This is a genomic window from Desulfomonilia bacterium, from assembly GCA_036567785.1.
Taxonomy (GTDB): Bacteria; Desulfobacterota; Desulfomonilia; order UBA1062; family UBA1062; genus DATCTV01.
The window spans coordinates 38,517-62,106 of record DATCTV010000010.1 but is presented as its reverse complement, the minus strand read 5'-3'; the positions used below and the strand labels follow the sequence as shown (position 1 = coordinate 62,106).

Sequence of the window (23,590 nt, the reverse complement as noted above, 5' to 3'; positions counted from 1 at the left end):
TGGCTGACAGACTATAATCACAAGCGGCCGCACAGTTCCCTAGGGAACTGTGCCCCGTATGAGTATTTCATGAACCAGAAAAATATGCTAAATAACCAGACACTCGCTTTAAAGGTGGCTTAATAATTGGGGGAAGGTCATTTCCGTACCACCAAATCTCATAATGAGACCTGATTTTGTAAAGACAAGGAAGTATTTTGGTCCGTTACCAGATTGCCCATAAGCAACTACTTTTGTAAAATCATCATGCTCGGTTCGGTATACAGTATTATCTTTTCCATAATTACTGCTGTCCGAACTTAGAAGAATAAGAAAATCTCCATTAAGCATAAACCTATCTGTGTTTTCCAGACTGACCGATTTTAAGAAACCATCTTTCATAATAGTTGCAGGCCCTCTTGTTATGGCCTGCAAGCCTGATAAAGACCAGCCAACCCCAACCAAACCGTTTTCAGTTCTACTATTATATGAGACCCCTAGGCTTGGCTTGATTCCATTGATACCTTCAGGAACTTTAATGTCGATATCATAAGCAGAAGCACCATAGCTATCTACTGAATATTCTCCCTGTATTGTACCGGGTAACTCTACAGCTGAAACAGTCGTAGCTAAGGTCAAATAAATTAAAGGTGTTAGTATTATGTAGAACAGGTTCTTTCGAATTATTATAACCTTTTTCATTTCATACCTCCTCAAGATATCAACAAATTTTTTACAATTTTTTAACGTTTCTTTCCCTGTTTATTTTCATGATATAAACTGCAGAAAGAATTTATAAAAATACAATTCCTATCAGATCAAGCCAATAAATCAGCAAAAATATAATCTTCCTTAAATGCTGCTTACGAATATTATTATTAATATAAATGATATCGTTTTCCAGTTCAAAAAAATTATTCATCTAATTGAATAATTTATTTTGTTTAGAGGAAGAATAATTGTTTTATGGCGGAAGCGCATGGGAATCGAACCCACCAGCCAACCTCGACGGCCAGCACACCGGATTTGAAGTCCGGGGGACCCACCAGGACCCGGCCGCTTCCACCTGAGATTATTATCATAAGCGCCATGGCCCGGTCAAACTCTGGATTAGCCCTGTCAATATATAGATTTGCATTTTCATCACAACTCGAGGCAAAATATTTCTCTTGCAAAGAATTTTTTTTCACTTAAAATTAAGCAATAAATAGTTTGAATGTCATGCAAGTTTTGAGGGAATCCGTTTAAATCAATATAACTTGCTGATTTTTTGGTTTTATTCAAGTGGGCTTTAGCTTTTATTACCATTTAGAGTAATGGCATATATATTGCTCAAAATGTAAGAAAGAAAAATAACATCTATAATAAGGGGGATTGCAATGAATAAACTGGCTAACTTGATTCCTTCAATCATGATTGCACTGATTCTGCTTATCATGACTGGCTGCTCAGGAGGCGGCAGTGAATCAGATGTAACGACAAAGACCGAATCATACGATACTCCGGGTACTGCAGTCGCTGCAACAACCTATGCCGATGCATCGAGCATAACACTTCTTAAAGATTCTGAGACAGGTGCCGGCTATCAGATTGTTGAAGACGGGGCAACCTTCGAAGCCGGCTCGAAAGTGAAACTGGGCGTCAGAGTCGAAGGCGGAAAATACAAAGTTAATCAGGTGCTGGTAAGCGACGGCGGCGGAAATCAGATTAAAACAACATATGATTCGGCAAGCAATCTTTACATATGCAAATATCCTGTATCTGATACAGACAGATTGATGCCGGTGCTTATACAGGCTATTCATCCGAACGGACAGGCTTCAAAGGCAAAATATGTTTTCAGAACAGAAGAATTTGCAAAGTCTTCACAGCTTATCAGGAACGGACTAGGGGTGCTTGTCGGCAAGGACATTCTCCAGAGCGCCAGAGGCATGTCACTCAGTGGACTTACAGTCGATAACCTTATTCCCTTCAAGGGGACATTTAGCACAGATATAATGAAGCTTACTTCCGGCATAATATCACTTCCATTCAACCTTGTTGACGGACTTTCAGGAAATGAAGGGATTGATGAAGAAGTAGCACCGACACTCAAACTTAAGTCAGGTATATTGAATATTCCTATGGGAATCAACTCATTACTGCTCGATGATCTGCTTGGCGGCATGGCTGGAGATCTGGGTGCGGATATGAGCGGCCTCAACCTCGCAGCAAAACCCCTTTACCTTGATATAAACGGCATACCGAAAAGTACAACATCCAATATGTCAGCACTCAGCATAGGACTTTTCATGGCAAAAGGAGTACAAGGGACATTCCCCAGTGGTGTAACGCTTTATCCGGGAAGCAACGCTGCCATACCTCTTACCCAGACCTCTGATGACCCCTCAGCAATAGAGGTGAGCCTCTCGCAGGAAAACATGACACAGTTCGTAAGTGAACTGCTGAACGGTAATGTTGTCATTCCAGCCCTTGATATTCCTACGGCTGTTCCTTCATACAAAGATGTAAAACCTGCTGTTCTGCAGCAGATGAAAATATCCTTTAACAAGAACGGTATTGCCTTTGATTTCAAAACTGCAAATCCTCTTCTGATAATAAATGACCTAAGGATCGAATACCTGGAAAACGGCAAGGCATTGTGGATGATGTCTCTTGACCTGGCATTCAAGCTCGATGCGGGCTCGCATCAGGCCCCTGTCATAGAAAACGCAAATAAGGATACTGAATCTTTCCTTGATATCTATCTTACACTGGTGCCTTATTATTCACATTGTGCAGTATTAAAAGATGATATGGGCATCATGATGTTCGATCATTCAGACTTTGCTGCACTTCTTGTTGGCGGGCTTGGAGATATGCTTCCTACCAATAACCCTAAAAAAGGTGACCTGATGTTGTCAATAACAACAGGAGCATTATTGAAAGGTACAATCACTGATGATGGCTTCGGAATGATACTTACAGAAGATGGCGCCTCTGCAGTATCAGATGGAGCAGGCCGCTGTTTCCTGAAAATGGCCACCGACGATGTAGACATAAGCAAAGCAGGACTCTGTTTTATCAATACAGCCAACTTAGACTAAAATTAATTTAATCATTGAACATTTAGGGCATATCGTTATAAAATCAAAGCAGGGCTAAACAGGCCCTGCTTTGATTGCATAGATAAACAAAATTTGAGGAGGATTACATGAGGTTCCTTTATAAGCTATTTCTTATCCTGATTACTCTCATGGTTATCTCGAGTGCCGCATTTGCCGTTAATGAAGCAGCCCAGTGGAACTGGAAAGACGTTAAAATAGGGCTTGAGGGCGATTACCAGATGTTCGGTAAATATTATAATGAACGCGATATAAACAGCTACGACGGCAACCTGAAACCCAAATATAATATTTCTCCTCCGCCCACAAAAGAAATAGCTGCTCTCCCCCCAGATGAAGGTGGCCCAACAAACGGCCAGACGGATAAAATCGAGGCCTGGCTTGAAAATGAACTCTTCCTTGTTCCGTCTATAGCTTTCAGCGATAAGCTTACATTTCAGGCCCGTATCGATATTGATTATCTGATATTCGATTCCGACAATAACACAAAAGTTTTGTATGAGCCTGTAGATTCAGGGTCCGGCTATACACTTCTTTCAACAAAAAAGGCTGACCAGACAATAAGGCTTACTGAAGCCTTTGTACAGATGATTACACCTGTTGGGCTCTTTGTCGCCGGCCGGTTTAATGACGGCAGCAATGGCCTTGTCTGGGCTGCACAGTTTGATGAAGCATTACCGGGCTGGACTTTTGCAGTCGCCTGGAACAAAAAAGCCGAACAGAAATTCTACTATGAAGACCCTGATGTCCCTTATTACGACCCGAACACCAGAAACGGCGATTATCTGGATAGAGACGACATGGACGAAATAAGGGTTGTAACGATATATGAAAAGCCTGATAAGACCTTAAAATCAGAGCAATGGCTTGATTTCCGTCTTGGCTATTCCAAATCAGCGGCCACCAATATGAGGATATGCCTTCCCCAGTGGAAGTTCAACTATAACAAAGGAAACCTTCATTATTTCCATTATCTCGGCACTGGAATGGGTACTCTTGCCGAGATAACAAAAGGCCCTATCGGTGACGATCTTAAAGCCCTTATGGACAATGGCAATCAACTGGCCCCGCCCGGGTATTCATATCCTAATTATGTACCAGGTTCAGAACACTATCTTCCCATAAAAGACATGGGTCCGGTAGAGGGCAAAGTGGGTATTGCCCTTTTCGATGTGGCCTATGATATCGGCAAAGTAACGCCTTATGCATCAGCGGTATATACCACTGGCATCACCCACTGGACTGAAATAAATGGATTCTTATGGGATGAATACAATCCTAAAGGGTATAGAACACCTTCAGTTTTAAATGTAATCCTCCTTGGTGAAGTTGAGGATAAATATTTTAACGCCCTTGTCAATCTTGCGACAAAAGAGGCCTTTGACCAGAATGATATAAGTTTCAACAACATGACGTTGGGAAGGCTCGGTGCGAAATACCGTTTTGCCGACAAATGGGAATTCATGGGGCAGGCAGTCATGGCATGGCGTTCCAATGTAAAGTTTTTTGAAGATGAATACTGGTCATCATTCCCTGTAAATTATGCCTTATGGTTTAAATATACCGACAACAACGGCCATGAAATAGTCCCGTTCTTATTCATGTTCGATAATGTACAGTACAAGACCAATGTATCCCCTTATCTTGGAACAGAGCTTACCGGCTGGCTTACATATAACCTTTTCCCGGGTCTTGATGTATCACTGATAGGATCGTACTTCTGGGCAGGTGATTTCTATAAAGACACACTGACCCCGAAACCTTATCTGGTCCAATGGCTTGATACAACTGACCCTACTTCTCAAGTTAAACAGTACAAAATATATGGCCCCAACCTCGGCGCTGACCAGTTTGATCTTACAAATGCATGGACTGTTCAGTTCAAGATCGACTTCAAATTTAACCTCAATTCCAATGCGCTTGCAACTGTAACCAGCACTGAGATGCAGCAGAAATAATTTAGAAGAAAAAAATAATAAAGAAAAGGCGGGGCAATCACCCCGCCTTTTCTTTTCTTAATGTTAGCAGCAACATCTCTTGAACACAAAATCTCTTATCTTCCATTTTAATTTTTTACTGACTATAATAACTTATTAATTCCACAGCATCGATATCACCAGCAAACAAGTCATATCTAAAAAGGAGCCTTACATGGAGAGATTCCAGAACAAGAAAATCGGTGAAGTGCTTGTTGAACTTGGTCTTCTTGATGAACAAAAGTTGAAGGTCGCACTGGAGGCGCAGCAGAAAGAAGGCCTTAAACTCGGCGAGACTCTTATTAAACTCGGGTACCTGGCAGAAGACCAGTTTCTGGGCATCTTAAAAAACCTCACAGGTATCCCGATTCTGGATATGAAAAATGAAATTATTACAAAAGAAACTCAGTTGCTTATCCCTCAGGATAGAATGAGAGAATTCATGGCTGTGCCGATTGCAACCGAAGGCGCTCTTGTAAAAGTAGCAATGTCAGACCCGATGAATCTTGTTCTTGTTGAAAACGTCAAATATCTTCTGAACCGCGACATTAAGGTAATATTGGCTACACAGTCTCAGATAGAAGATATTCTCTTTACACTTAATTCTATAGGTTTTGGCAAAATGAACCTTAACCTTAAGAATGTTGATCGGAATCCTAATGTAATGAATATAATAAGCACAGATGCTACTTACATATTCAAGCTTTTAAACGAACCGGACATTACAGACCTTCACTTGACAATCGGGGCTCCACCTGCAATCAGAAAAAATGCCGATTTCACAAGAACAAATCTTCCGGCAGTAACGCCTGATCAAATGAATAAGATTATCAAAGAAGTGACATCCAATGAATATATGGAAGAATTTAAACAGAAAAAGGAAGTTGAATTCACTTACATCAAGAGAGGTGTGGGCAGATACAGGCTGAATATTTTCATGCACCGCGATGGTGAACCTGCGATAAATGCACACAAACTTATCGAGGATATCCCGAGTTACAAAGAACAGGGTTTTCCTGATTTTCTTATGTCAAGTCTTACATCTCAAACCGGGCTGTTTATTGTTTCCAGTTCCGGTGGACAGGGAAAGAACAGAGGAATAGCAACGATTATCGATTACATAAATTCAAACAAAAGCTGCAATATAGTCACTTTTGAAGATCCGATAGAATATATTCATGAGCATAAACTCGCAAATGTCATTCAGCGGGAGATAGGCAGGGACACCACTAAAGACACATCAGTTCTGTTCGAAAATGTTTTCAAATATGATCCTGACATTCTCGTGTTCGGGAAAATTACAGACAGCCTTATGGCTAAAACGGCATTGCAGGCTACACAAAAAGGAATCCTTGTAATTGTAGGAATGTTGGGAATAGATGTTTTCAGTGCGATTGAGCAATATCTTTCACTGCTGTCGGACGAATATATGAAGGCATTGTTCTCTCATTCACTTATGGGTGTATTTTCAATGAAACGAATCGGCGCTAAAGAAAAACACGGCGGGACAGTAATCTGGGAACTTCTCCTCGGCAAATCAAGAGTTCAGAAATTTATTCGTGAAAACAAGGTCCATTTTATCAAAGGACAGGCCCAGTCTCTTCAAGGTGATTATTTTCCAATGGAAGAAAGCCTTGCCAATGCAATAAAAACAGGAAAGATTGATCTGAAAACCGTAGAAGGTGAGCCTGGAATTAACAAAGAACTACTTAATGGATACCTGGCAAGGAGGTAAATTTTCACTTGCATCACCTAGTTCTATCATGTATAAAATGAACCGTTATTCAGAGTAATGTTTTGAATTCATGGTAAAATTGGGAAAGAATAAATAAAAATATTAATATAAGGAGTATACTAATGGGTAGGAAGATTTTTGTTTCTTGTGCTTTTATGATCCTGGTATTAGCAGGCGCTGTTATGGCAAGTGAAACAGTTGCAGTAGCAACTGGTTACACTGACTGGACAAAGGTAATCTTCATAGCTGTATCAATCCTTGGTGCAGGTTTGTGTATGGGACTTGGAACAGTCGGAACAGGACTTGGTATGGGCCATGCGATTTCAGGAGCAAGTGAAGCCGTTGGAAGAAATCCTCAATCTCAGGGCAAAATTATGATGACTATGATGATCGGTCTTGCAATGGTTGAATCTGTAGCCATCTATGCTCTGGTTATTACTCTGATCATTCTTTATGCTAACCCTTTCAAAGCAGTGGTTTTAGGTTAACTTATCCAACAACCGCTGCAATTTACGCATAATAAAATTATCGTATGCGTATCTGGGAACAAGGAAGAAACTCACCATCTATTTGATTACAAATCTTTTCACGGTGAGCTAAGCATATTTAATTTTTATTGGTAATAACAGGGCGAGGAGATGGTTATGGATCAGGAAGAAAAAAACACTAAACTTAATTTTGCAAGTGTTGCTGTAAGCTTCTTTATCCTGATAGTACTTCCTCTTACAATCACAGGTATAGTTATAAGCAAGGGAGTGGTTAAGGTTGGAGAAGAAGCAACGCAGGCAAACTTGAGAGTTCTGGATAATCCCCAGAAGCAGTCTATTGAACTCAGGGCCAAGAATATTGCTGAAGGAATTGCTCAATTCTATACAGATAGGGAAAAAGACATAAAAATTGCATCCATACTTCCCAGGGATGACAAGGCATATACAACATTCCTGACAACAAATAATCTTGGCGTTATCAAATCATCCGATATAGGCTTGGTAAAAGTCCCTGTGCCTCTTTACAAAGAAATTGCTTTTCTGGATAAAACAGGTATGGAACAGATAAAAGTTACCAATGCCGGTATTGTTCCGAAAAAGAATCTTAAAAACTTGTCAGTTCCCGACAATGGTGAATATGGAAAGGAGAATTTTTTTGAAATAGCAAAATCTCTTGCCCCTGGTGAATTCTATATAGGTCCAGTTGTCGGATATCATGTAAACAGGAAAGAGGCAGATTCCGGAAAGAAATTTGAAGGCATTCAACGTATTGCCACACCGGTATTTGATTCATCGGGGTTTGCAGGCGTAGTTGAACTGGCATTAGATTTCCAGCATGTCAGAGAGTTTGTTGATCATCTGGTCCCAACAGATCCGGATAAGATATTTGCATCAGTTAATATAAAGGATAATAATTATGCCTTCCTGGTTGACAGGGATGGCAACATTTTATCTCATCCTGACGAAACCTTGATAATCGGTCTTGATAAAAATAATAATACCGTACCAATGCTTAAAGAAGATAATTATAAAGATCTTGAAGCGTCTGGTGAGGGTTACATGAATATTTTATCAATTGGCTTCAAAGATGAAAACTTGCCAAAAATTCATGAAGAAGCGTCCTTGGGAAAATCAGGTTCCCGCACGTATGTACTCGATAACAGCAGTTATTTTGTAGCTTTCGCCCCGATACCATATTATGGAAACGGATTCAGCAAGCCCAAAGGTATTGGCTGGGTGGGCATGGTTGTTGATGTAAACCTTTATAAAAATATCAGTGAAGAAAAGGCAAAAGATATTAAAGATAAGGTAGCTAAATGGCAGAAATCTACGATACTGGTTGTGATTGTATCATTGATTCTACTCTTCCTTATTGCACTTATTCTTTCCAAAGGGATACACCGACAGATAAAAAGGGTATATGACGAAGAGTCAACACATCCTTCTGATGATGAGAGAAAAGATTAAAAAAAGGGATGCTTAATGCATCCCTTTTTTTAATCCAAAGACCAAATACTTGTTATAAAGTCTTACACAAAAAATTAATTAAACAAATTTTAAATAAAACTCTCTTCGCAATTGTGGATAACCTTAAAATCGTTGTAATTTCATAACGTTCAAGCATAATTTCGAGCTTGTATAAAAATATTTCCTATCATATAAGGCCTACAGAAATTTACTTACATGGGGGACATGCATGCCTGCTAAAATAATCTCAAAGGATATGTTATCAGAAAATGTGTTTTCATTGGTATTCGATGCAAAACAAATTGCTTTAAAAAGAAAACCCGGTCAATTTGTTGTTATAAGGATACATGAGCAAGGGGAACGCATTCCCCTCACAATTGCTGATGCAGATGCTATCAAGGGAACAATAACCCTGATTTTCCAGGTAGTAGGAAAATCGACAGCCCTCCTTGCCGAGATGCTACCGGGACAGGAAATACTCGATCTGGTTGGTCCGCTTGGGAAACCAACGCATATTGAAAATTTCGGAACTGTTGCATGTATTGGCGGCGGAGTCGGAATCGCACCGGTTTTCCCTATAACACAGGGAATGAAAGCTGCCGGAAATCATGTAATATCAATAATCGGCTCCAGGACCAAAGATCTTCTGATTCTCGAAGATGAAATGAAAGCGGTATCGGATGAATTAATTGTTTCAACTGACGACGGTTCATACGGCTATCATGGATTTGTTAGTCAGGCATTGGAAAATAATTATCTTCTTCTTGGAAAGCATATAGACACGGTTGTCACCATTGGTCCGGTCTCAATGATGCGTGCTGTTTGTGATGTTACAAGGAAATATAATATACCCACTGTGGTTTCCCTGAATTCGATCATGGTTGACGCAACAGGAATGTGTGGCGCTTGCAGGGTAAGCGTTGGAGGAAAAACCAAGTTTGTCTGCGTGGACGGCCCGGAATTCGACGGGCATCTTGTTGATTTCAAGGAACTCATTGACAGACAGCATATATATCTTGATCAGGAGAAAGAATCTTATGATCATTTCTGCTCATGCAGGTCCGGGAGGTGATTCATGGATATGAAAGAAAGGATGAATATTCAAAGGCAACCGATGCCTGAACAGGATGCAAAAGCAAGATCCCGCAATTTTGACGAGGTGCCTCTGGGATACACTCCTCAAGCTGCTATAACCGAAGCAAATCGCTGCATACAATGCAAAACGAAACCCTGTATTGAAGGTTGTCCTGTTGAGATTGACATTCCAGGATTCATCAATCTGATTTCCAATGGTGATTTTACAGGTGCTGCAAGAAAAATAAAAGAAACCAATGCATTGCCAGCCATATGCGGAAGAGTATGTCCTCAGGAAACACAATGTGAAGAAAAGTGTGTGCGCGGGAAAAAAGGTGATAGTGTAGCCATTGGAAGACTTGAAAGGTTTGTGGCTGACTTTGAAAGATCACAGGGAAGTATTTCTATCCCTGAAATTGCTTCATCAACAGGTAAAAAGGTCGCAGTAGTAGGTTCAGGACCGGCAGGCCTTACAGTTGCAGGGGATCTTGTCAAACTCGGGCATGATGTAACGATATTCGAAGCGCTGCATATTCCGGGTGGCGTATTGGTTTATGGTATTCCTGAATTCAGATTGCCGAAGGCCATTGTCGCTGCAGAAATAGATTATTTAAAAAAATTAGGCGTCAAGGTTCTAACATCTCATGTAATCGGAAGAATATTTACTGTTGATGATCTGTTTAATGACGGTTTTCACGCAGTTTTTCTTGGAACAGGCGCAGGCCTTCCCACGTTTATGAACATACCGGGAGAAAACCTCAATGGTGTCTATTCAGCCAATGAGTATCTTACAAGATCAAATCTGATGAAGGCATATCTTTTCCCAGAGTATGACACGCCAATTGTCAAAGGGAAAAAGGTGGCTGTTATAGGAGGCGGCAATGTTGCCATGGATGCTGCCAGGACAGCCATGAGGCTAGGTGCTGAAAAGGTTTATCTGATTTATAGAAGATCTAGAGTTGAGATGCCTGCCAGAATCGAAGAAATTCATCATGCCGAAGAGGAAGGAATAGAATTGCATCTTCTGACCACACCTATCAGATATATAGGAAACGAAAAAGGATGGGTTGTGGGTATGGAATGCCAGCAGATGGAGCTTGGCGAGCCGGATGATTCAGGGAGACGCAGGCCTGTACCAAAAAAGGGCAGCGAGTACACGATGGAAGTTGATACAGTCGTGGTGGCTGTGGGTACTGGTGCTAATCCTCTTGTTCAAAGCACAACCCCCGGCCTCAATACGAACAAATGGGGATATATTATTGCTGATGAAGAAACGGGACAAACATCAAGAAAAGGTGTATATGCAGGAGGAGATATAGTAACAGGTGCAGCTACTGTTATTCTTGCAATGGGAGTAGGGAGAAAAGCTGCCAAGGCCATACATGAGTACATCATGTCTCTTTGATTTGATAAATTAAGAAGATGGAGAAAATATGACCCTGAAAGAGTTAATGGTACTGCTTGATGCTGAAGTAATAGTCGGTGAATCAAAACTTGACATTGAAGTTAAGGCAGGGTTTGCAGCCGACCTCATGAGCGATGTACTCTCTTTCGCTAAACCTGGAGCAATACTTTTAACGGGCCTTACGAATCCACTTGTGGTACGCACTGCAGATACAATGGATCTTATTGCAATTATATTTGTTAGAGGCAAGAAACCTCTAAATGAGGCTGTTGAACTCGCAAAACAGAAAAATATTCCCTTGCTGGCGACCCGCTATATCATGTTTGAAACCTGCGGCAGACTTTATAAAGCCGGCATAAGGGGATCGATAACAAAAACGGGCAAAGATTGAAAAGCTTATTTCGTTTTCCGTTTTGATTTCCATTCCCGTGCCAGTCTCTGGGCTTCGGCAACCTGAGATGGGGTCATTATGCTTGCAAGATCATTCCTGCTCTGGGAGGCATTGGGATTGCCCTGCGCAGCTGCAAGATTATACCACATATGGGCAAGGATAAAATCTTGAGGGACGCCCTTGCCGTCATGATACAGAGATGCAAGATTATACTGGGCATCTGCCAACCCCTGTTCCGAGGCTTTTTTATACCATTTGGCCGCTTCCAGATAATCCTGGTTCACTCCCAATCCCTCCTCATACATTATTCCAAGATTATATTGTGCCTCAGCAAGCCCCTGATCGCCGGCCATACGGTACCATTTGGCGGCTTCAAGATAATTTTTTTGAACCCCCATTCCCTCTTCATATGTCAGCCCAAGATTAAATTGCGCTTCCGCCAGACCTTTTTCTGCTGCTGCTCTGAACCACTTGAGAGCCTCTTTGTAATCCTGCGGAACCCCTCTTCCGCTACTGTACATGCTTCCCAGGTTGATCTGTGCATACAAATCACCCTGTTCGGCAGCCTTCTGATACCATTTTGCCGCTTCCTGATAATTCTGAGATACACCGTCACCGTTCTCATATTTTACCGCAAGATTGTATTGGGCTTCACTTAATCCCTGTTCAGCAGCTTTTCTATACCATTTCAAGGCTTCGGGTAAATTCTTGGGTCTTCCGAGACCCTCTTCAAAGATCAGCCCAAGGGCAAATTGAGCTTCAGGCAATTCCTGATCAGCTGCTTTAAGATATAACCTGACAGCTTCCTTATAATCCTTAGGGACCCCCCTGCCATTACAATAGAGGCTGCCAAGACAGTATTGCGCATAGACGTTTCCCTGGTCAGAGGCTTTTTTATACCATTTTGCAGCCTCGCTATAGTTACGTCCTACCCCTTCGCCTGTTTCATATTTAATTCCCAGAGAGTATTGGGCTTCCGCCATTCCCTGCTCAGCCGCTTTTCTGTACCATTTAACCGCTTCATGATTGTTTTTTGGCAAGCCCCTGCTTTCCTCATACATCAGGCCCAGATTGTATTGCGCTTCGGCAAGCCCTTTTTCAGCCGCTTCCAAATACCACCTGGCAGCTTCCTTATAATCCTTCTCTAATCCCCGGCCTTCCTCGTACAGAAGACCCAGATTGTATTGCGCTTCCAGATGCCCGGCGGCAGCAGCTTTCTTGTACCATTTGGCAGCTTCTGAAAAATCCTGCGGAACACCTCGCCCCTGTTCATAAATAACTCCCAATTGAAATTCAGCGCCTGTATCTCCCTTCTGTGCATCATGAAGAAGTTCCTTGAAGGCCGGACTCGTGTCTCCTCTTCCATATGCATCATGGTAACTTCCCCATAACTGCCATGGAATTAACGTAATCATCAGGCTTAATAGAATAGACGTATAGCTTGTCAAAGAAACGGGACAGATATATTTAAACTCAGTTCTCATATTTTTCAGTGCTATCATGTCTCATCGGCTGGATTTTCATATTAAATATATTGATACATAAACACTGTTGAGCGTCAATAATGATTCACTTATCTTGCCAATTATTTGTAAAGTCTAATATTAAACGCCAATTTTGAGCTTAAATATTGTCAATTCCTGAATCTTTTCTCCGTGTAGTACCAAAATATATTCCAGCAAGAGCGACAAGAACACCCATTCCCGATATTATTCCGATATCTCTCTTGAAGAATAGAATATCCCAGGCAAATGCCAGCGCCGGCTGAAGCAGCAATATAAGGCCTGCCAATGATGTTTTCACATTCGGCAGGGCCTTTGATATGAGCAGCCAGGCAACAACCTGACTCATAAGACCATAAGTAATCAGATATGCACCACTTGATATATCCGGGATTATCAGAGATTGACCCTCGATCAATGACAGCAGGCAAAGGCATGCAGATGTAATAATAGATACAGTCGCCAGGTTTGCTGTTGTTGATAATCTTTTTTCCTTTGACTGAAGCAGTCTCAAGAGGAGTATGTATGATGAGTAAGCTCCAGCGGTAATCAATGCCAGGAAAATTCCTAATCTATAATTGTCAGAAAATGCCCCCCATTTAAAACCAACGATCATAAACAATCCGATTACGGCCAGGATGATTGATCCAAGAAATTTTATGCCGATTCTTTCCTTCAAAATAAAAAATCCAAATGCCGCAAGGAAAAAGACCTGGAAATTTGCCAGAATTGTTGAAAGCCCCGGACCGATATAAAGCACGCTTTTATGCCAGCAAAACAAATCCACAGCAAAAGCAAGTCCACATAACGTGGAAATCAGAAAGTTATTCATACCATACCAGAGACGTTCTCTTTTTATGACTAAAAGAACGAGTAGAAATACCGCGCCAATGAATGTCCTGTAAAACCCTGCAACTGTCGGACCGACGTTGACCAGCTTTACATAGACACCAGAAAAACTGATTATTGATGCACCGGCGATCAGATACAGAATGTTTCTGTTGAATGGTTCGGGTTTCATATGGCGATAATAGTGAGGCTTTATTATTTCACAATATCTTTATGTGCAGGAAGACCGCCGAGGGAGCCGGCTTTCATGACCGCGTTGATCAAAGCTTCCTCTGCAGCCTTTGCGCCGATAACTCCCAGGTGAAGCGGATGTGCCTCCTTCTCGCCAATGGAAAGACAGAAAACAATATCCCCGTCAAAAGGCGTGTTAAATGGTGAAATATGCCTTGAAAGGCCGTTGCCCGCCATCCTTGCAACCTGAAGCGCCGATATTTTATCCAGACAAGCATCTGTAACCAGAACGCAAAGCGTGGTATTGGAGGGCGCCCCTATCCTGCTTCTGTTTTCCCCCGAAACAATTGCCTTTCGCGTATCAAGAAAACCTTTCTCTTCCCTTGCCCCCGCAATGATTTCTCCGCGGCCATTAATAATATCCCCAAAAGGATTCGCTATTACAAGCGCTCCCATACTGACACCGTTAAACCCCTTTATACAGCTTGAGCCGAGTCCGGTTTTTGTTGCATTGAGAACGCCTCTTAATTTTCCGCACGTCGCGCCTGTGCCTGCGCCTATTGTCCCCTGCATTACCGGTGATCCGCTTGCATTTATACAGGCCTTGAAAGCCATATCCTTTGTCGGTCTAGCTTTTGCGTCCATGAAAGAAAGGTCATATATGACGGCAGTGGGCACGACTGGCAGCTTTGCTACCGATAAATCCAGCCCTATCCCCTGATCCTCGAGATATCTTACAACCCCACCTGCTGCATCCAGCCCGAAAGCCGACCCGCCGGACAGACACAATGCATGTACGGAAGTTCCCGGATGCATTATTTCCATTGAATCAATCTGCCTGGTTGATGTCGCCATCCCAGATATGTCTGCCGAACCGATTGCAGGCCTGTCGAAAATTATTACCGTAACACCTGTTCCGCCATTAAAATCTGATTCGTGGCCGACCCTGATTCCTTCAATGGCTGTCAAGGTGTTATTGATCATGTTTGAAGTCTCTAAATGTACCGTTGAATTCCGCCATGATTTCTTTAACGACAGGCGCATTTGCTGCTTTGGCTCTTATTTCTGAAGGTTTCATCATATTATCGCGTTGAAGATTCTCTTTTATTTCAATTCTGATTTTAATATTCTTTTCGTAATACTGCCTGGCTTTGTTTTCAATCTCGACATGATCTCTGCGTATCTGTTCGGCGTGAAACTCCGATGAAACACTAAGGACAACCGTATCATTTTCATTACTCTCATAATTTGCATTAGATACAATACTGAACAGAGGCGCTTCGTGGGTTTTCAAATAGCCAAGAAAACCGTTCCAGGTTTTTTCTGACGAGTATGAATCAAACTGCCTGCTTTTCTTCTCCGTATCATGCTGAGCGGCGCCGCCGATTTTATAATTTGCTTTTGAATCATTTGTCCGGGCCAACTGCTGAATATCATATAACCTGGGTGCATAAATAATCCTCAGCAGTATTGTTTCAAGAGTTATTTTCTGCAGGCTCGAAAATTTCATATCATTTTCAGACCTTATTAAGACACTCAGCGCCCTGTGTATTTCCTCAAAAGAATGGTCCTGAATCATCTTTTTCAGTAAAGCTATTTCTTCAGACGGCAAGGGAATATTCTCATATCCCGTCTTCAATACCATCATATTTCTGAACTGTTCGATTATACTTTTGTAGAACTGAGTCAGATCGTAACCATATCTGTAGATTTCATCAATAAGACTCAATAATGACTTTGCATCGCGCATCAGGAGAGCATCCAGAACTTCATGCTTTTTTGACATCGACAATAGTCCAAGCAGCTTTTCAATGTTATCAATACCGATCTCCCCATGACCGGTTGCAATCGTACGTTCCAGAATACCCTGCGCATCGCGCATGCTGCCGTCTGCCTGAACAGCTATAAGTGTCAGGGCATCGTCTGTGATTTTAAACCCTTCACCGGTAGCCACATTCCTGAGATGACTGACAATCTCACTTACCGATATCCTTCTGAAGTCATAGCTCTGGCACCTGGATAATACCGTAAGAGGTATTTTGTTGAGTTCGGTCGTAGCCAGTATAAAAATAACATGAGGGGGTGGCTCTTCCAGTGTTTTCAATAATGCGTTAAAAGCGCTTTTTGAAAGCATATGCGCTTCATCAATTATAAAGGTCTTATATCTTGATGTGCTGGGCGCATAGCGCGAGTTTTCAATCAGTTCCCTTATATTTTCAACTCCCGTATGTGAAGCGGCATCGATTTCAAATACATCTACAGCCCTAGAAGCCGTTATATCCATACATATAGGACATTCATTGCATGGATTGGAATCCGGACCTTTTTCGCATGACAATGCCTTTGCAAGAATACGCGCAATTGACGTTTTCCCGACACCTCTTGGACCTGAAAAGATAAAGGCATGCGGGATTCTATCCGATTCAATGGCATTTTTTATAACCATTGTTATATGTTCCTGGCCCACAACATCCTGAAAACACTGCGGGCGGTATTTGCGTGCGATCACCTGATACATGAGCGGTATATTATTATCTATCAAGTCCCTGTTTCAAGGAAAAAAGCCAAAAAAAACCTGATAAAGGACCGGGCCTTAACATACACATACGGCGTACTGCTTACCGCTGCTCCCTTCCGGGCCTGACGGGGTTCGCAGCGCCGTATTGCATGAGACCCGATCCTTTATCAGGTCTTTTAAAATATTGTTCCTGATTTGAAGCTTATAAGGTTCTGGCGGAGAGAGAGGGATTCGAACCCTCGGTACCGCTTTTGACGGTACACGCGATTTCCAATCGCGCCCCTTCAGCCTCTCGGGCATCTCTCCGGATTATTCTCGAATAATAACGATTATTCAAGCTGATTATTCTTTTTACAACAGCCCGGCTCATTATTCTCTCAATCATTCATTGGCGGAGAGGGTGGGATTCGAACCCACGGTCCCCCTTTTGGGAGGACAGCCGATTTCGAGTCGGCCCCGTTACAGCCACTTCGGTACCTCTCCCCTTCTTTTTTTCTTAAAGAACCTTCGGATAATATCAGAGCTCTCATCAGCCAGGATCCCGCCCGCTGTTTCGGGTTTGTGATTGAGTCCAAGCTCAAAGGCCTTTAGTAATGATTCCACAGCACCGTACCTCTCATCCCTGGCTGCATAAACAAGCCTCTTAATCCTTGCATGTACAATAGCCCCGACACACATAAGACACGGTTCAATCGTGACATAGAGTATAGAACCAACAAGTCTGTAATTACCAAGTTCCCTGGCTGCCTTCCTTATTACCTCGATTTCAGCATGGGCGGTGGGGTCTGAATTATTAATCATTCTGTTATGACTCTTATAAATCCGATCCCCTGAAACAAGTACGGCACCGACAGGTACTTCATTTTCTTCAGCCGCTATTTCAGCCTCTTTCAAGGCTATTCTCATCAAAGAGCAATCATCCATCGGAGGACTTATCATCATTTAAAATTAGAAGTCAACAAAACCCTGACATATTATTTCTTGGGGAAAAAAATATATACAGGAGCAATAATGTTAGAGGGATGTAATCCCATATGCTCGATTGATTCAATCATTTCAGAACCACCTTCTTTGGAACGGTCAACAGCAATAACGGATGAGAAGTTTTTTATATCCTCTGGAACATTTACAAGAATCAGTTTCGACTTTGCATAAAAAGCCAGGCGTTCTCTGTTGGTCATTACCTCATGTCCAGGCCCCCTTACCGAAAGAATCCACCTGCCTGCATCCTTTTGCGCAATCTTATCGGGATCAGGGGCTCCGGTAGAATTATAAATCCATTGAGCAGGACTGAACAGCAAAACAGCAAAAGCTACTGCAGCAAACAATTTTTTTGCGGATTTCATTGACTCCATTATCAGTGATGCCGCAAGAGGATATGTCATAATCACCGGCGCAAGTGAATATCTGTCTGATGCGAAACCCCAGAATGAATAAACAAAAAGAAACAATAACAATGTCAAACCCACATGGTGCTTGTATAAGACATTTTTTCTGAATGTAAAAAATCCCAGCAGGGAAAATACAAATGCGCCCTGATTCCCTGCTGAAAACATGCTGTCAACAGCACCCCATACCCCTGAGAGCAGAGACATCAGGTTAAATTCTTTCCCGAAAAGCTGATTAAGATCGTAACTTCTTACAAACACCGGCAAATCAGGTTTTATAAGCCATACTATCAGCACCAGAAGAATCGGCAGCAGCAGTCCAATCAATCTATATAAGATCAACCGCCTTTCATGGATGACCCATAAAATCAACCAGGCGAGAATGAATAAATTTGCCGTGCTTCTTAGAAGCGCTCCCGTAAAAAGCAGGATAAAGCCGCTTACAATCAATGAATAACTTTTCTTCTCACTGCTCGTTCCTGACAGTATCAAATAATTTGCCCATATTATAATACAGAGCAGCAGACTTTCTTTGAGACAGTCCACACTGCAATACAGCAGGACCCTGCTTGTTATCATAAATAAAACCGCAATCAGCCCTGATATCCTTGACGAGTTTACAAATACTGTCAGTCTGAATAAACCGATTGCAGCAATGCAGAATGATATAATGGATATCAAACGGCCTGACATCTCAAGATCAAAACCTGTGATCCAGGAGAATAAGGCTAACAACATCGGGAAAAGAGGAAGCTGCTTCTGCATCAGTGCCTCAATAAAAGTGCCGTTAAGATAGAGTTCTGCAACAGGTATATACTGAAATGCACCATCCATTGATATTATGTCATACTGATACCAGGATGGAGCAAGTGAAATCAGGCATGCAGGTATTATGAACAGGCATATCCAGCCCAGCGGAATTCTATCAATGAAACCTTTCAATAAGCGCCCTCCTTTTTAAGAACCGCACCGAAAGTTCGAATGATAATCTCAATATCAAGCCATAAAGACCAGTTTTTAGCATAATATTCGTCAAGCATCACCCGCTCTTGATAGCCGATATCATTGCGGCCGGAAACCTGCCATAAACCTGTAATTCCCGGTGTTACCTTGAAAAAATATTTCGCCTTGTTCCCGTAGCGTTCAATCTCTTTTTCAACTATCGGCCTGGGGCCGACCAGGCTCATTTCTCCCTTGAGCACATTAATAAGTTGCGGCAGTTCATCCAGGCTCGTCTTTCTTAAGAAGCCGCCAATCCTGGTAATCCTAGGATCATTCTTCAGTTTGAAATCTTGATCCCACTGTCTTCTTGCCTCCGGGTCATTATCCAGAAGTTCCTGCAGAACTTCCTGTGCATTTGTAATCATGGTCCTGAACTTGTAACAGGTGAAGGTCTTGCCGTCTTTGCCTACTCTTTTATGTCCGAAAATGGCTGGCCCTCTGGAATTCGACTTGATGAAGAGAATTATGATCAGGAATAATGGCGACAATATCAGAAGAGCGCACGCTGATATGATAGAATCGAATACCCTTTTAATAATTCTGTTTCTAAGCCTGGCAAGCCTGTCCTCCATTTCGAGCAGCAGCATCCCGTTAAGGTCATGGGTACCTACACCGGTAGATGCAATGCCATTCAAATCAGGAAGGACATTTACAATTGCTGCAATATGGCTCGACTTCTCGATAATCTCAACAAGTTCGGCGTTTGTGGCGCCCGGAATGGCTATAATGACTTCATTGGCCCTGACATTAATCTTTTCGAGATTCTCAATCGAGCCAAGCTTGATTAATTCAGTATTTGATTCCTCCGATTCATATGTGATGCTCCCTATAGGCTTCAAGCCAAGATCAGGATTTTTTTCAAGAAAAAAGTACACATGATTGAGAGCCTCGCTGCGGCCTATCAGCACGACCTCTTCAGTCCACAGTTTAAGGATGCGCAGAAGCATCCTCGAGACTTTTCGAAACACCGGCAGAAAGAGCATTGTCGAAATGAATGCTATGGCTATCAATGGCCTGGAAAACATGCCGGATGTCTTGGTTACGAATGTGAGCAGTATGATTATCAGAAATACAATGAAATTCCCTTTGACGAGATGTTTTGTCTCTTCCCAGAAACCCATGCCTATTGACGGATAAAGTCCATCATAAAAAAAGATAAGGGGCCACAGAACAAGCATTATCCACAGCTCGGCATATACTCCGAACCCATGCATCATAGGATTCATAATCGGAATGATATCAACCAGAAACCATGCCCGGATGAAATAGGCAATGATGAAACCACATATTATTGCTAGAAAGTCTCCTGCCAGCAGTACAAGGGCTGCCGCAATTTTTTTTGCTAAAACTTCGAACGTTCTTTTCATTTGTTCCAGTATCCTTTGTTCATCGAAAGCATTTTAATAACTTTTTCAGGTAATGACCTGTAACGTGATCCGAACCGATAGCCTGAAAACCGGGCCAGTGTATCAGTTACCAGATAGATAAATTCGCAATATTCTTTATTCTTGAGAATAAACCTGCATGCTTCAACAATATACCTGAACCCTTCACTCTCATTTCTTGATTTTGCCTTTATATCGGGGTTGTCTTCAAAAAAGACTCCTATATCGAAATATCTTTTCAGCTGTTCGGAAAACGAATAGTCATGGGAATGATATACAATGGCATCGGCAGCATAATAAACCGAATATCCCTTCATAACCGCCCTGTGAACAAATTCCATATCTTCGTTCATAATGGTGTTTGTGAGAAATCCTCCAAGTTCAGTAAAAATTAATTTCCTGTATGCGGCACAGGCATTGCTGCAGAAAAACGTTTTCACTCCCATTGATGTAACATCATCCCTCGTTTTCTTCATGCTCTTAGGAGGATAATTAAATTCCCTGATGAATCTCTCAAGCGGCCTTGCTGAAGGATACGCTGTCTGTCTGCCGTATGTGACAGCAATTCCGGGGTCATCCTGCATTGGCTTTACAAGGTTGTCAATCGTTCTGTCATCGACAGGAAGCGCATCCTGAGTGAGAAAAACAAGATATTCACCGCTTGCAAATCCGGCCGCAAAATTCCTGGTTCCGCCATGATCGAATTCTTTTCGTTTTATACGGATAAGCTTTACATCATAACTTTTTATGGCTTCCAAAGTGTCGTCATCTGATTCCGAGTCGATCACAATAATTTCATGATTGCCGTTCCTGTTTAGAACGTCAAGAAGGCCCGGAAGAACCTTATGCGCATTCAATATAGGGATTATTATCGATACTTTCATGGAAATAGGAGTTTATTGTTTAAACCTTCGTTTGCAGGTTACTGTTTTAATCAGAAATACTGTCAAGTCCCTTGAACAAACCGGCAGCTTCAAACCTTTTATCCCAGGAATTATTGTCTCGGAACGCCATAATCGATTCTTCATCACTTTTAAAATTCAATGCATTGGAAATGGCGGCTCTTGAATCAGAATAGTCATCAACAAGAAACACTCCTTCTTCTTTATGCAGTTTCATTTCTCCAAACGCACTGCTTATTACAGGCAGGCCTAATGCGCGGTATTCATAATATTTGATCGGATCAACTGATTCTGTAAGTTTATTTTTTTTAAATGGAATTATACCGGCGTCGAACTCTGACATGGCAATCATCGCAGAATTATGCTCTAGCGGCGGCTTTATGAAAACATTAGCGGGCAAATCCTGTACTGAGCTCTCAAGCAAAGGGCCTATAAGTATAAAATCGCATCCCGGATTGTCATTTGCCAGGCAGGTCAGCAGTTCCCAGTCAAACCATCCGCTCAGTGTTCCGACATAGCCGATCCGGGGTCGCGTATGAGTCTTTTTCCTAATGCCAGGCATAGGTAGGTTTCTGCTGAAAGCATTTCTGATCAATGTGGATGACAGTGATTGATTCGCAAACTTTTGAACCAGATTCGAAGAAGAAACGATAAGTTGAGATACTCTCCGGGCCAGGATGTTCTCGTGATATTCCATTGACCTATGAGCAAGCCCTGTATGAAATGCCGGGAAATCATCCATGGCATCATACAACGACCATGTTGCATCAATAATATCTAAAAGCTCAACCGCCATTGCAGACGGCTTCCCAAAAGCAATGGCAGTCTTATCTGATTTTGCAAATTCTTTTGCTCTGTTTACAACCGGTCTGAAGAAAATTTTATTAATATTTGAAATCAAAGGCAATGGTTCAAAAGGCAGCGCTCTGGGCTTCAACACGGTTAACCAGGCAGGCTCCGGTCTGATGAAGAGCCCCATGTTTCCTTTTAAACGGTTAATGTCTGAGAGCTTCGGCAGCCGTGCCGGGTAAGGATCCACCCAGAGAACTTTTCCTTCTGTGACTTTATGAAAATACAAGACAAATTCATGCGGCCTCTGAGTGAAGCTGCACCATGGCAAAGGAGAGAGATAGATCAGGCGCATGACGGGGAATAATTTCTCAGTACATTCACTATACGGCCGGCTGCCCGGCCATCTCCATAGGGTGAAACCCCGCGAGCCATAGCTCTATAGGCATTCCTGTCATCAAGCAGTCTCTGTGTTTCAGAGACAATAGCCTCTTTATCCGTTCCAACCAGCTTCACGACCCCTTCGTTCACAGCTTCAGGGCGTTCTGTTTCCTGCCTTAAAACAAGGACAGGCTTACCCAGGGCGGGCGCCTCTTCCTGGACACCGCCTGAATCAGTCAATATCAGATAGGCCTTCTTCATTGAAGCAACGAACGGCAGATAATCCAGAGGTTCGCATAATATTACCTGTTTATTGTTTCCCAGCAGCCTGTGGGCTATGCTCTTCACATTAGGATTGGGATGAACAGGGTACAGGACCTGAATATCAGGATTATTATCCATCAGGGTGAGCACTGCACCACAGATATTTTCAAACGGTTCCCCGAAATTTTCACGACGATGGGCTGTCATTAAAATCAGGCGTTTTTCAGGATCGATTCCAACAGGCAGTTCAGTATCTCTTTCAGCGACACTCAGGAGAGCGTCGATCACAGTATTGCCGGTTACGGTTATATCTTTATCAGATACCCCTTCACGCAATAGATTCTGCCTTGCACTCTGGGTAGGAGCAAAATGCCATCTGGAAAGCCGCCCGGCAACAACCCTGTTCATCTCCTCGGGAAACGGATTTGCCATATCCCATGTCCTTAATCCCGCTTCAACATGACCGAAAGGAATCCGCTGGTAGAAGCATGCCAGCGCTATGGACATAACAGTTGTCGTATCCCCTTGCGCAAGTACAATATCAGGCTTTTCAGATTGAAGCACCTTATCGAGGTTAAGAAGTAGCTTTGCCGTCAAGGTTGACAATGCCTGATTAGGCTTCATGATATTAAGATCTATATCCGGCTTGATATCGAATAAGGAAAGTACCTGATCAAGCAAGTGACGATGCTGAGCCGTTGCCAGAACGGTTACTTTAAAACTTGCATCATCTCTTAACGCGTGAATGACCGGGGCCATTTTAATCGCCTCGGGTCGTGTTCCCATAACGCACATTGTTTTTATCATAACATTTATTCTT

At 42.3% G+C, this 23,590-nt stretch carries 19 protein-coding genes, 3 tRNA genes and 1 other RNA gene; 8 read left to right on the top strand and 15 right to left on the bottom strand.

The window, feature by feature from the left end; translation table 11 throughout:
* Positions 1 to 108 precede the first annotated feature (108 nt).
* Positions 109 to 681 (bottom strand): SpvB/TcaC N-terminal domain-containing protein, encoded by a 573-nt coding sequence (locus tag VIS94_03055; protein ID HEY9160048.1) that lies wholly within the window; start codon positions 679 to 681, stop codon positions 109 to 111.
* 265 nt (positions 682 to 946) lie between these two features.
* Positions 947 to 1,043: transfer RNA gene (locus VIS94_03050), tRNA-Sec, on the bottom strand.
* Between the two features lie 315 nt (positions 1,044 to 1,358).
* On the opposite strand from VIS94_03050, the gene VIS94_03045 reads away from it, so the two are divergent.
* The 8 genes from VIS94_03045 (at position 1,359) to VIS94_03010 (ending at position 11,619) form a co-directional block, all read left to right on the top strand.
* Positions 1,359 to 3,065, top strand: coding sequence for a hypothetical protein (locus tag VIS94_03045; GenBank protein ID HEY9160047.1), 1,707 nt, complete (start codon positions 1,359 to 1,361; stop codon positions 3,063 to 3,065).
* A 107-nt stretch (positions 3,066 to 3,172) separates the two neighbouring features.
* Complete coding sequence (locus VIS94_03040; GenBank protein ID HEY9160046.1) at positions 3,173 to 5,041, top strand: hypothetical protein; 1,869 nt, start codon at positions 3,173 to 3,175, stop codon at positions 5,039 to 5,041.
* A gap of 193 nt (positions 5,042 to 5,234) precedes the next feature.
* A complete protein-coding gene (locus VIS94_03035) occupies positions 5,235 to 6,794 on the top strand; it encodes an ATPase, T2SS/T4P/T4SS family (GenBank protein HEY9160045.1) in 1,560 nt (519 codons plus the stop codon).
* A gap of 182 nt (positions 6,795 to 6,976) precedes the next feature.
* Positions 6,977 to 7,282, top strand: coding sequence for an ATP synthase F0 subunit C (atpE, locus tag VIS94_03030; protein HEY9160044.1), 306 nt, complete (start codon positions 6,977 to 6,979; stop codon positions 7,280 to 7,282).
* 156 nt (positions 7,283 to 7,438) lie between these two features.
* The gene (locus VIS94_03025; protein ID HEY9160043.1) at positions 7,439 to 8,749 is read left to right on the top strand and encodes a hypothetical protein; all 1,311 of its coding nucleotides are present in this window, start codon (positions 7,439 to 7,441) and stop codon (positions 8,747 to 8,749) included.
* Positions 8,750 to 8,978: 229 nt separating this feature from the next.
* The gene (locus tag VIS94_03020) at positions 8,979 to 9,821 is read left to right on the top strand and encodes a sulfide/dihydroorotate dehydrogenase-like FAD/NAD-binding protein (protein HEY9160042.1); all 843 of its coding nucleotides are present in this window, start codon (positions 8,979 to 8,981) and stop codon (positions 9,819 to 9,821) included.
* A gap of 3 nt (positions 9,822 to 9,824) precedes the next feature.
* Positions 9,825 to 11,228 (top strand): NADPH-dependent glutamate synthase, encoded by a 1,404-nt coding sequence (gltA, locus tag VIS94_03015; GenBank protein HEY9160041.1) that lies wholly within the window; start codon positions 9,825 to 9,827, stop codon positions 11,226 to 11,228.
* Between the two features lie 28 nt (positions 11,229 to 11,256).
* A complete protein-coding gene (locus VIS94_03010; protein ID HEY9160040.1) occupies positions 11,257 to 11,619 on the top strand; it encodes a DRTGG domain-containing protein in 363 nt (120 codons plus the stop codon).
* Between the two features lie 5 nt (positions 11,620 to 11,624).
* Here the strand turns inward: VIS94_03010 and VIS94_03005 are convergent, their stop codons facing one another.
* The 13 genes from VIS94_03005 to wecB all read right to left on the bottom strand — a co-directional run bounded on the left by VIS94_03005 (position 11,625) and on the right by wecB (position 23,577).
* Positions 11,625 to 13,103, bottom strand: a complete 1,479-nt coding sequence (locus VIS94_03005) for a tetratricopeptide repeat protein (GenBank protein ID HEY9160039.1) — start codon at positions 13,101 to 13,103, stop codon at positions 11,625 to 11,627.
* Positions 13,104 to 13,242: 139 nt separating this feature from the next.
* Positions 13,243 to 14,142 carry a DMT family transporter gene (locus VIS94_03000; protein HEY9160038.1) on the bottom strand — a complete coding sequence of 300 codons (900 nt, stop codon included), beginning with the start codon at positions 14,140 to 14,142 and terminating at the stop codon, positions 13,243 to 13,245.
* A gap of 23 nt (positions 14,143 to 14,165) precedes the next feature.
* Positions 14,166 to 15,125: a P1 family peptidase gene (locus VIS94_02995; GenBank protein ID HEY9160037.1), complete on the bottom strand. Its 960-nt coding sequence runs from the start codon at positions 15,123 to 15,125 to the stop codon at positions 14,166 to 14,168.
* Positions 15,115 to 16,683, bottom strand: a complete 1,569-nt coding sequence (dnaX, locus tag VIS94_02990; protein ID HEY9160036.1) for a DNA polymerase III subunit gamma/tau — start codon at positions 16,681 to 16,683, stop codon at positions 15,115 to 15,117. Before dnaX ends, VIS94_02995 begins: the two co-directional genes overlap by 11 nt.
* Positions 16,684 to 16,722: 39 nt before the next feature.
* Positions 16,723 to 16,821: signal recognition particle sRNA small type (ffs, locus tag VIS94_02985), an RNA gene on the bottom strand.
* Between the two features lie 51 nt (positions 16,822 to 16,872).
* A tRNA-Ser gene (locus VIS94_02980) sits at positions 16,873 to 16,965 on the bottom strand.
* Positions 16,966 to 17,048: 83 nt separating this feature from the next.
* Positions 17,049 to 17,142, bottom strand: a tRNA-Ser gene (locus VIS94_02975).
* Positions 17,119 to 17,583 carry a tRNA adenosine(34) deaminase TadA gene (tadA, locus tag VIS94_02970; protein ID HEY9160035.1) on the bottom strand — a complete coding sequence of 155 codons (465 nt, stop codon included), beginning with the start codon at positions 17,581 to 17,583 and terminating at the stop codon, positions 17,119 to 17,121. Before tadA ends, VIS94_02975 begins: the two co-directional genes overlap by 24 nt.
* 50 nt (positions 17,584 to 17,633) lie before the next feature.
* On the bottom strand, positions 17,634 to 18,989 hold the full coding sequence (locus tag VIS94_02965) for a hypothetical protein (protein HEY9160034.1): 1,356 nt from the start codon (positions 18,987 to 18,989) through the stop codon (positions 17,634 to 17,636).
* Positions 18,986 to 20,416, bottom strand: a complete 1,431-nt coding sequence (wbaP, locus tag VIS94_02960; protein HEY9160033.1) for an undecaprenyl-phosphate galactose phosphotransferase WbaP — start codon at positions 20,414 to 20,416, stop codon at positions 18,986 to 18,988. The genes VIS94_02965 and wbaP overlap by 4 nt, the downstream gene beginning before the upstream one ends.
* Complete coding sequence (locus tag VIS94_02955) at positions 20,413 to 21,318, bottom strand: glycosyltransferase (GenBank protein ID HEY9160032.1); 906 nt, start codon at positions 21,316 to 21,318, stop codon at positions 20,413 to 20,415. The genes wbaP and VIS94_02955 overlap by 4 nt, the downstream gene beginning before the upstream one ends.
* A gap of 46 nt (positions 21,319 to 21,364) precedes the next feature.
* Entirely contained in the window at positions 21,365 to 22,480 is a 1,116-nt protein-coding gene (locus VIS94_02950) for a glycosyl transferase (GenBank protein ID HEY9160031.1), read from the bottom strand.
* Positions 22,471 to 23,577 carry a UDP-N-acetylglucosamine 2-epimerase (non-hydrolyzing) gene (gene wecB, locus VIS94_02945; GenBank protein ID HEY9160030.1) on the bottom strand — a complete coding sequence of 369 codons (1,107 nt, stop codon included), beginning with the start codon at positions 23,575 to 23,577 and terminating at the stop codon, positions 22,471 to 22,473. The genes VIS94_02950 and wecB overlap by 10 nt, the downstream gene beginning before the upstream one ends.
* Between the last annotated feature and the right edge of the window lie 13 nt (positions 23,578 to 23,590).

What these genes read in the sequence shown, in the direction of transcription:
- VIS94_02955 (HEY9160032.1), bottom strand. Translation starts at nt 21,318, where the DNA reads ATGAAAGTATCGATAATAATCCCTATATTGAATGCGCATAAGGTTCTT.
- VIS94_03025 (HEY9160043.1), top strand. Translation starts at nt 7,439, where the DNA reads ATGGATCAGGAAGAAAAAAACACTAAACTTAATTTTGCAAGTGTTGCT.
- VIS94_03020 (HEY9160042.1), top strand. Translation starts at nt 8,979, where the DNA reads ATGCCTGCTAAAATAATCTCAAAGGATATGTTATCAGAAAATGTGTTT.
- VIS94_03045 (HEY9160047.1), top strand. Translation starts at nt 1,359, where the DNA reads ATGAATAAACTGGCTAACTTGATTCCTTCAATCATGATTGCACTGATT.
- gltA (HEY9160041.1), top strand. Translation starts at nt 9,825, where the DNA reads ATGGATATGAAAGAAAGGATGAATATTCAAAGGCAACCGATGCCTGAA.
- wbaP (HEY9160033.1), bottom strand. Translation starts at nt 20,416, where the DNA reads ATGAAAAGAACGTTCGAAGTTTTAGCAAAAAAAATTGCGGCAGCCCTT.
- VIS94_03040 (HEY9160046.1), top strand. Translation starts at nt 3,173, where the DNA reads ATGAGGTTCCTTTATAAGCTATTTCTTATCCTGATTACTCTCATGGTT.
- VIS94_03035 (HEY9160045.1), top strand. Translation starts at nt 5,235, where the DNA reads ATGGAGAGATTCCAGAACAAGAAAATCGGTGAAGTGCTTGTTGAACTT.
- VIS94_03000 (HEY9160038.1), bottom strand. Translation starts at nt 14,142, where the DNA reads ATGAAACCCGAACCATTCAACAGAAACATTCTGTATCTGATCGCCGGT.
- atpE (HEY9160044.1), top strand. Translation starts at nt 6,977, where the DNA reads ATGGCAAGTGAAACAGTTGCAGTAGCAACTGGTTACACTGACTGGACA.
- tadA (HEY9160035.1), bottom strand. Translation starts at nt 17,583, where the DNA reads ATGGATGATTGCTCTTTGATGAGAATAGCCTTGAAAGAGGCTGAAATA.
- VIS94_03005 (HEY9160039.1), bottom strand. Translation starts at nt 13,103, where the DNA reads ATGAGAACTGAGTTTAAATATATCTGTCCCGTTTCTTTGACAAGCTAT.
- VIS94_03010 (HEY9160040.1), top strand. Translation starts at nt 11,257, where the DNA reads ATGACCCTGAAAGAGTTAATGGTACTGCTTGATGCTGAAGTAATAGTC.
- VIS94_02995 (HEY9160037.1), bottom strand. Translation starts at nt 15,125, where the DNA reads ATGATCAATAACACCTTGACAGCCATTGAAGGAATCAGGGTCGGCCAC.
- wecB (HEY9160030.1), bottom strand. Translation starts at nt 23,577, where the DNA reads ATGATAAAAACAATGTGCGTTATGGGAACACGACCCGAGGCGATTAAA.
- VIS94_02950 (HEY9160031.1), bottom strand. Translation starts at nt 22,480, where the DNA reads ATGCGCCTGATCTATCTCTCTCCTTTGCCATGGTGCAGCTTCACTCAG.
- VIS94_03055 (HEY9160048.1), bottom strand. Translation starts at nt 681, where the DNA reads ATGAAAAAGGTTATAATAATTCGAAAGAACCTGTTCTACATAATACTA.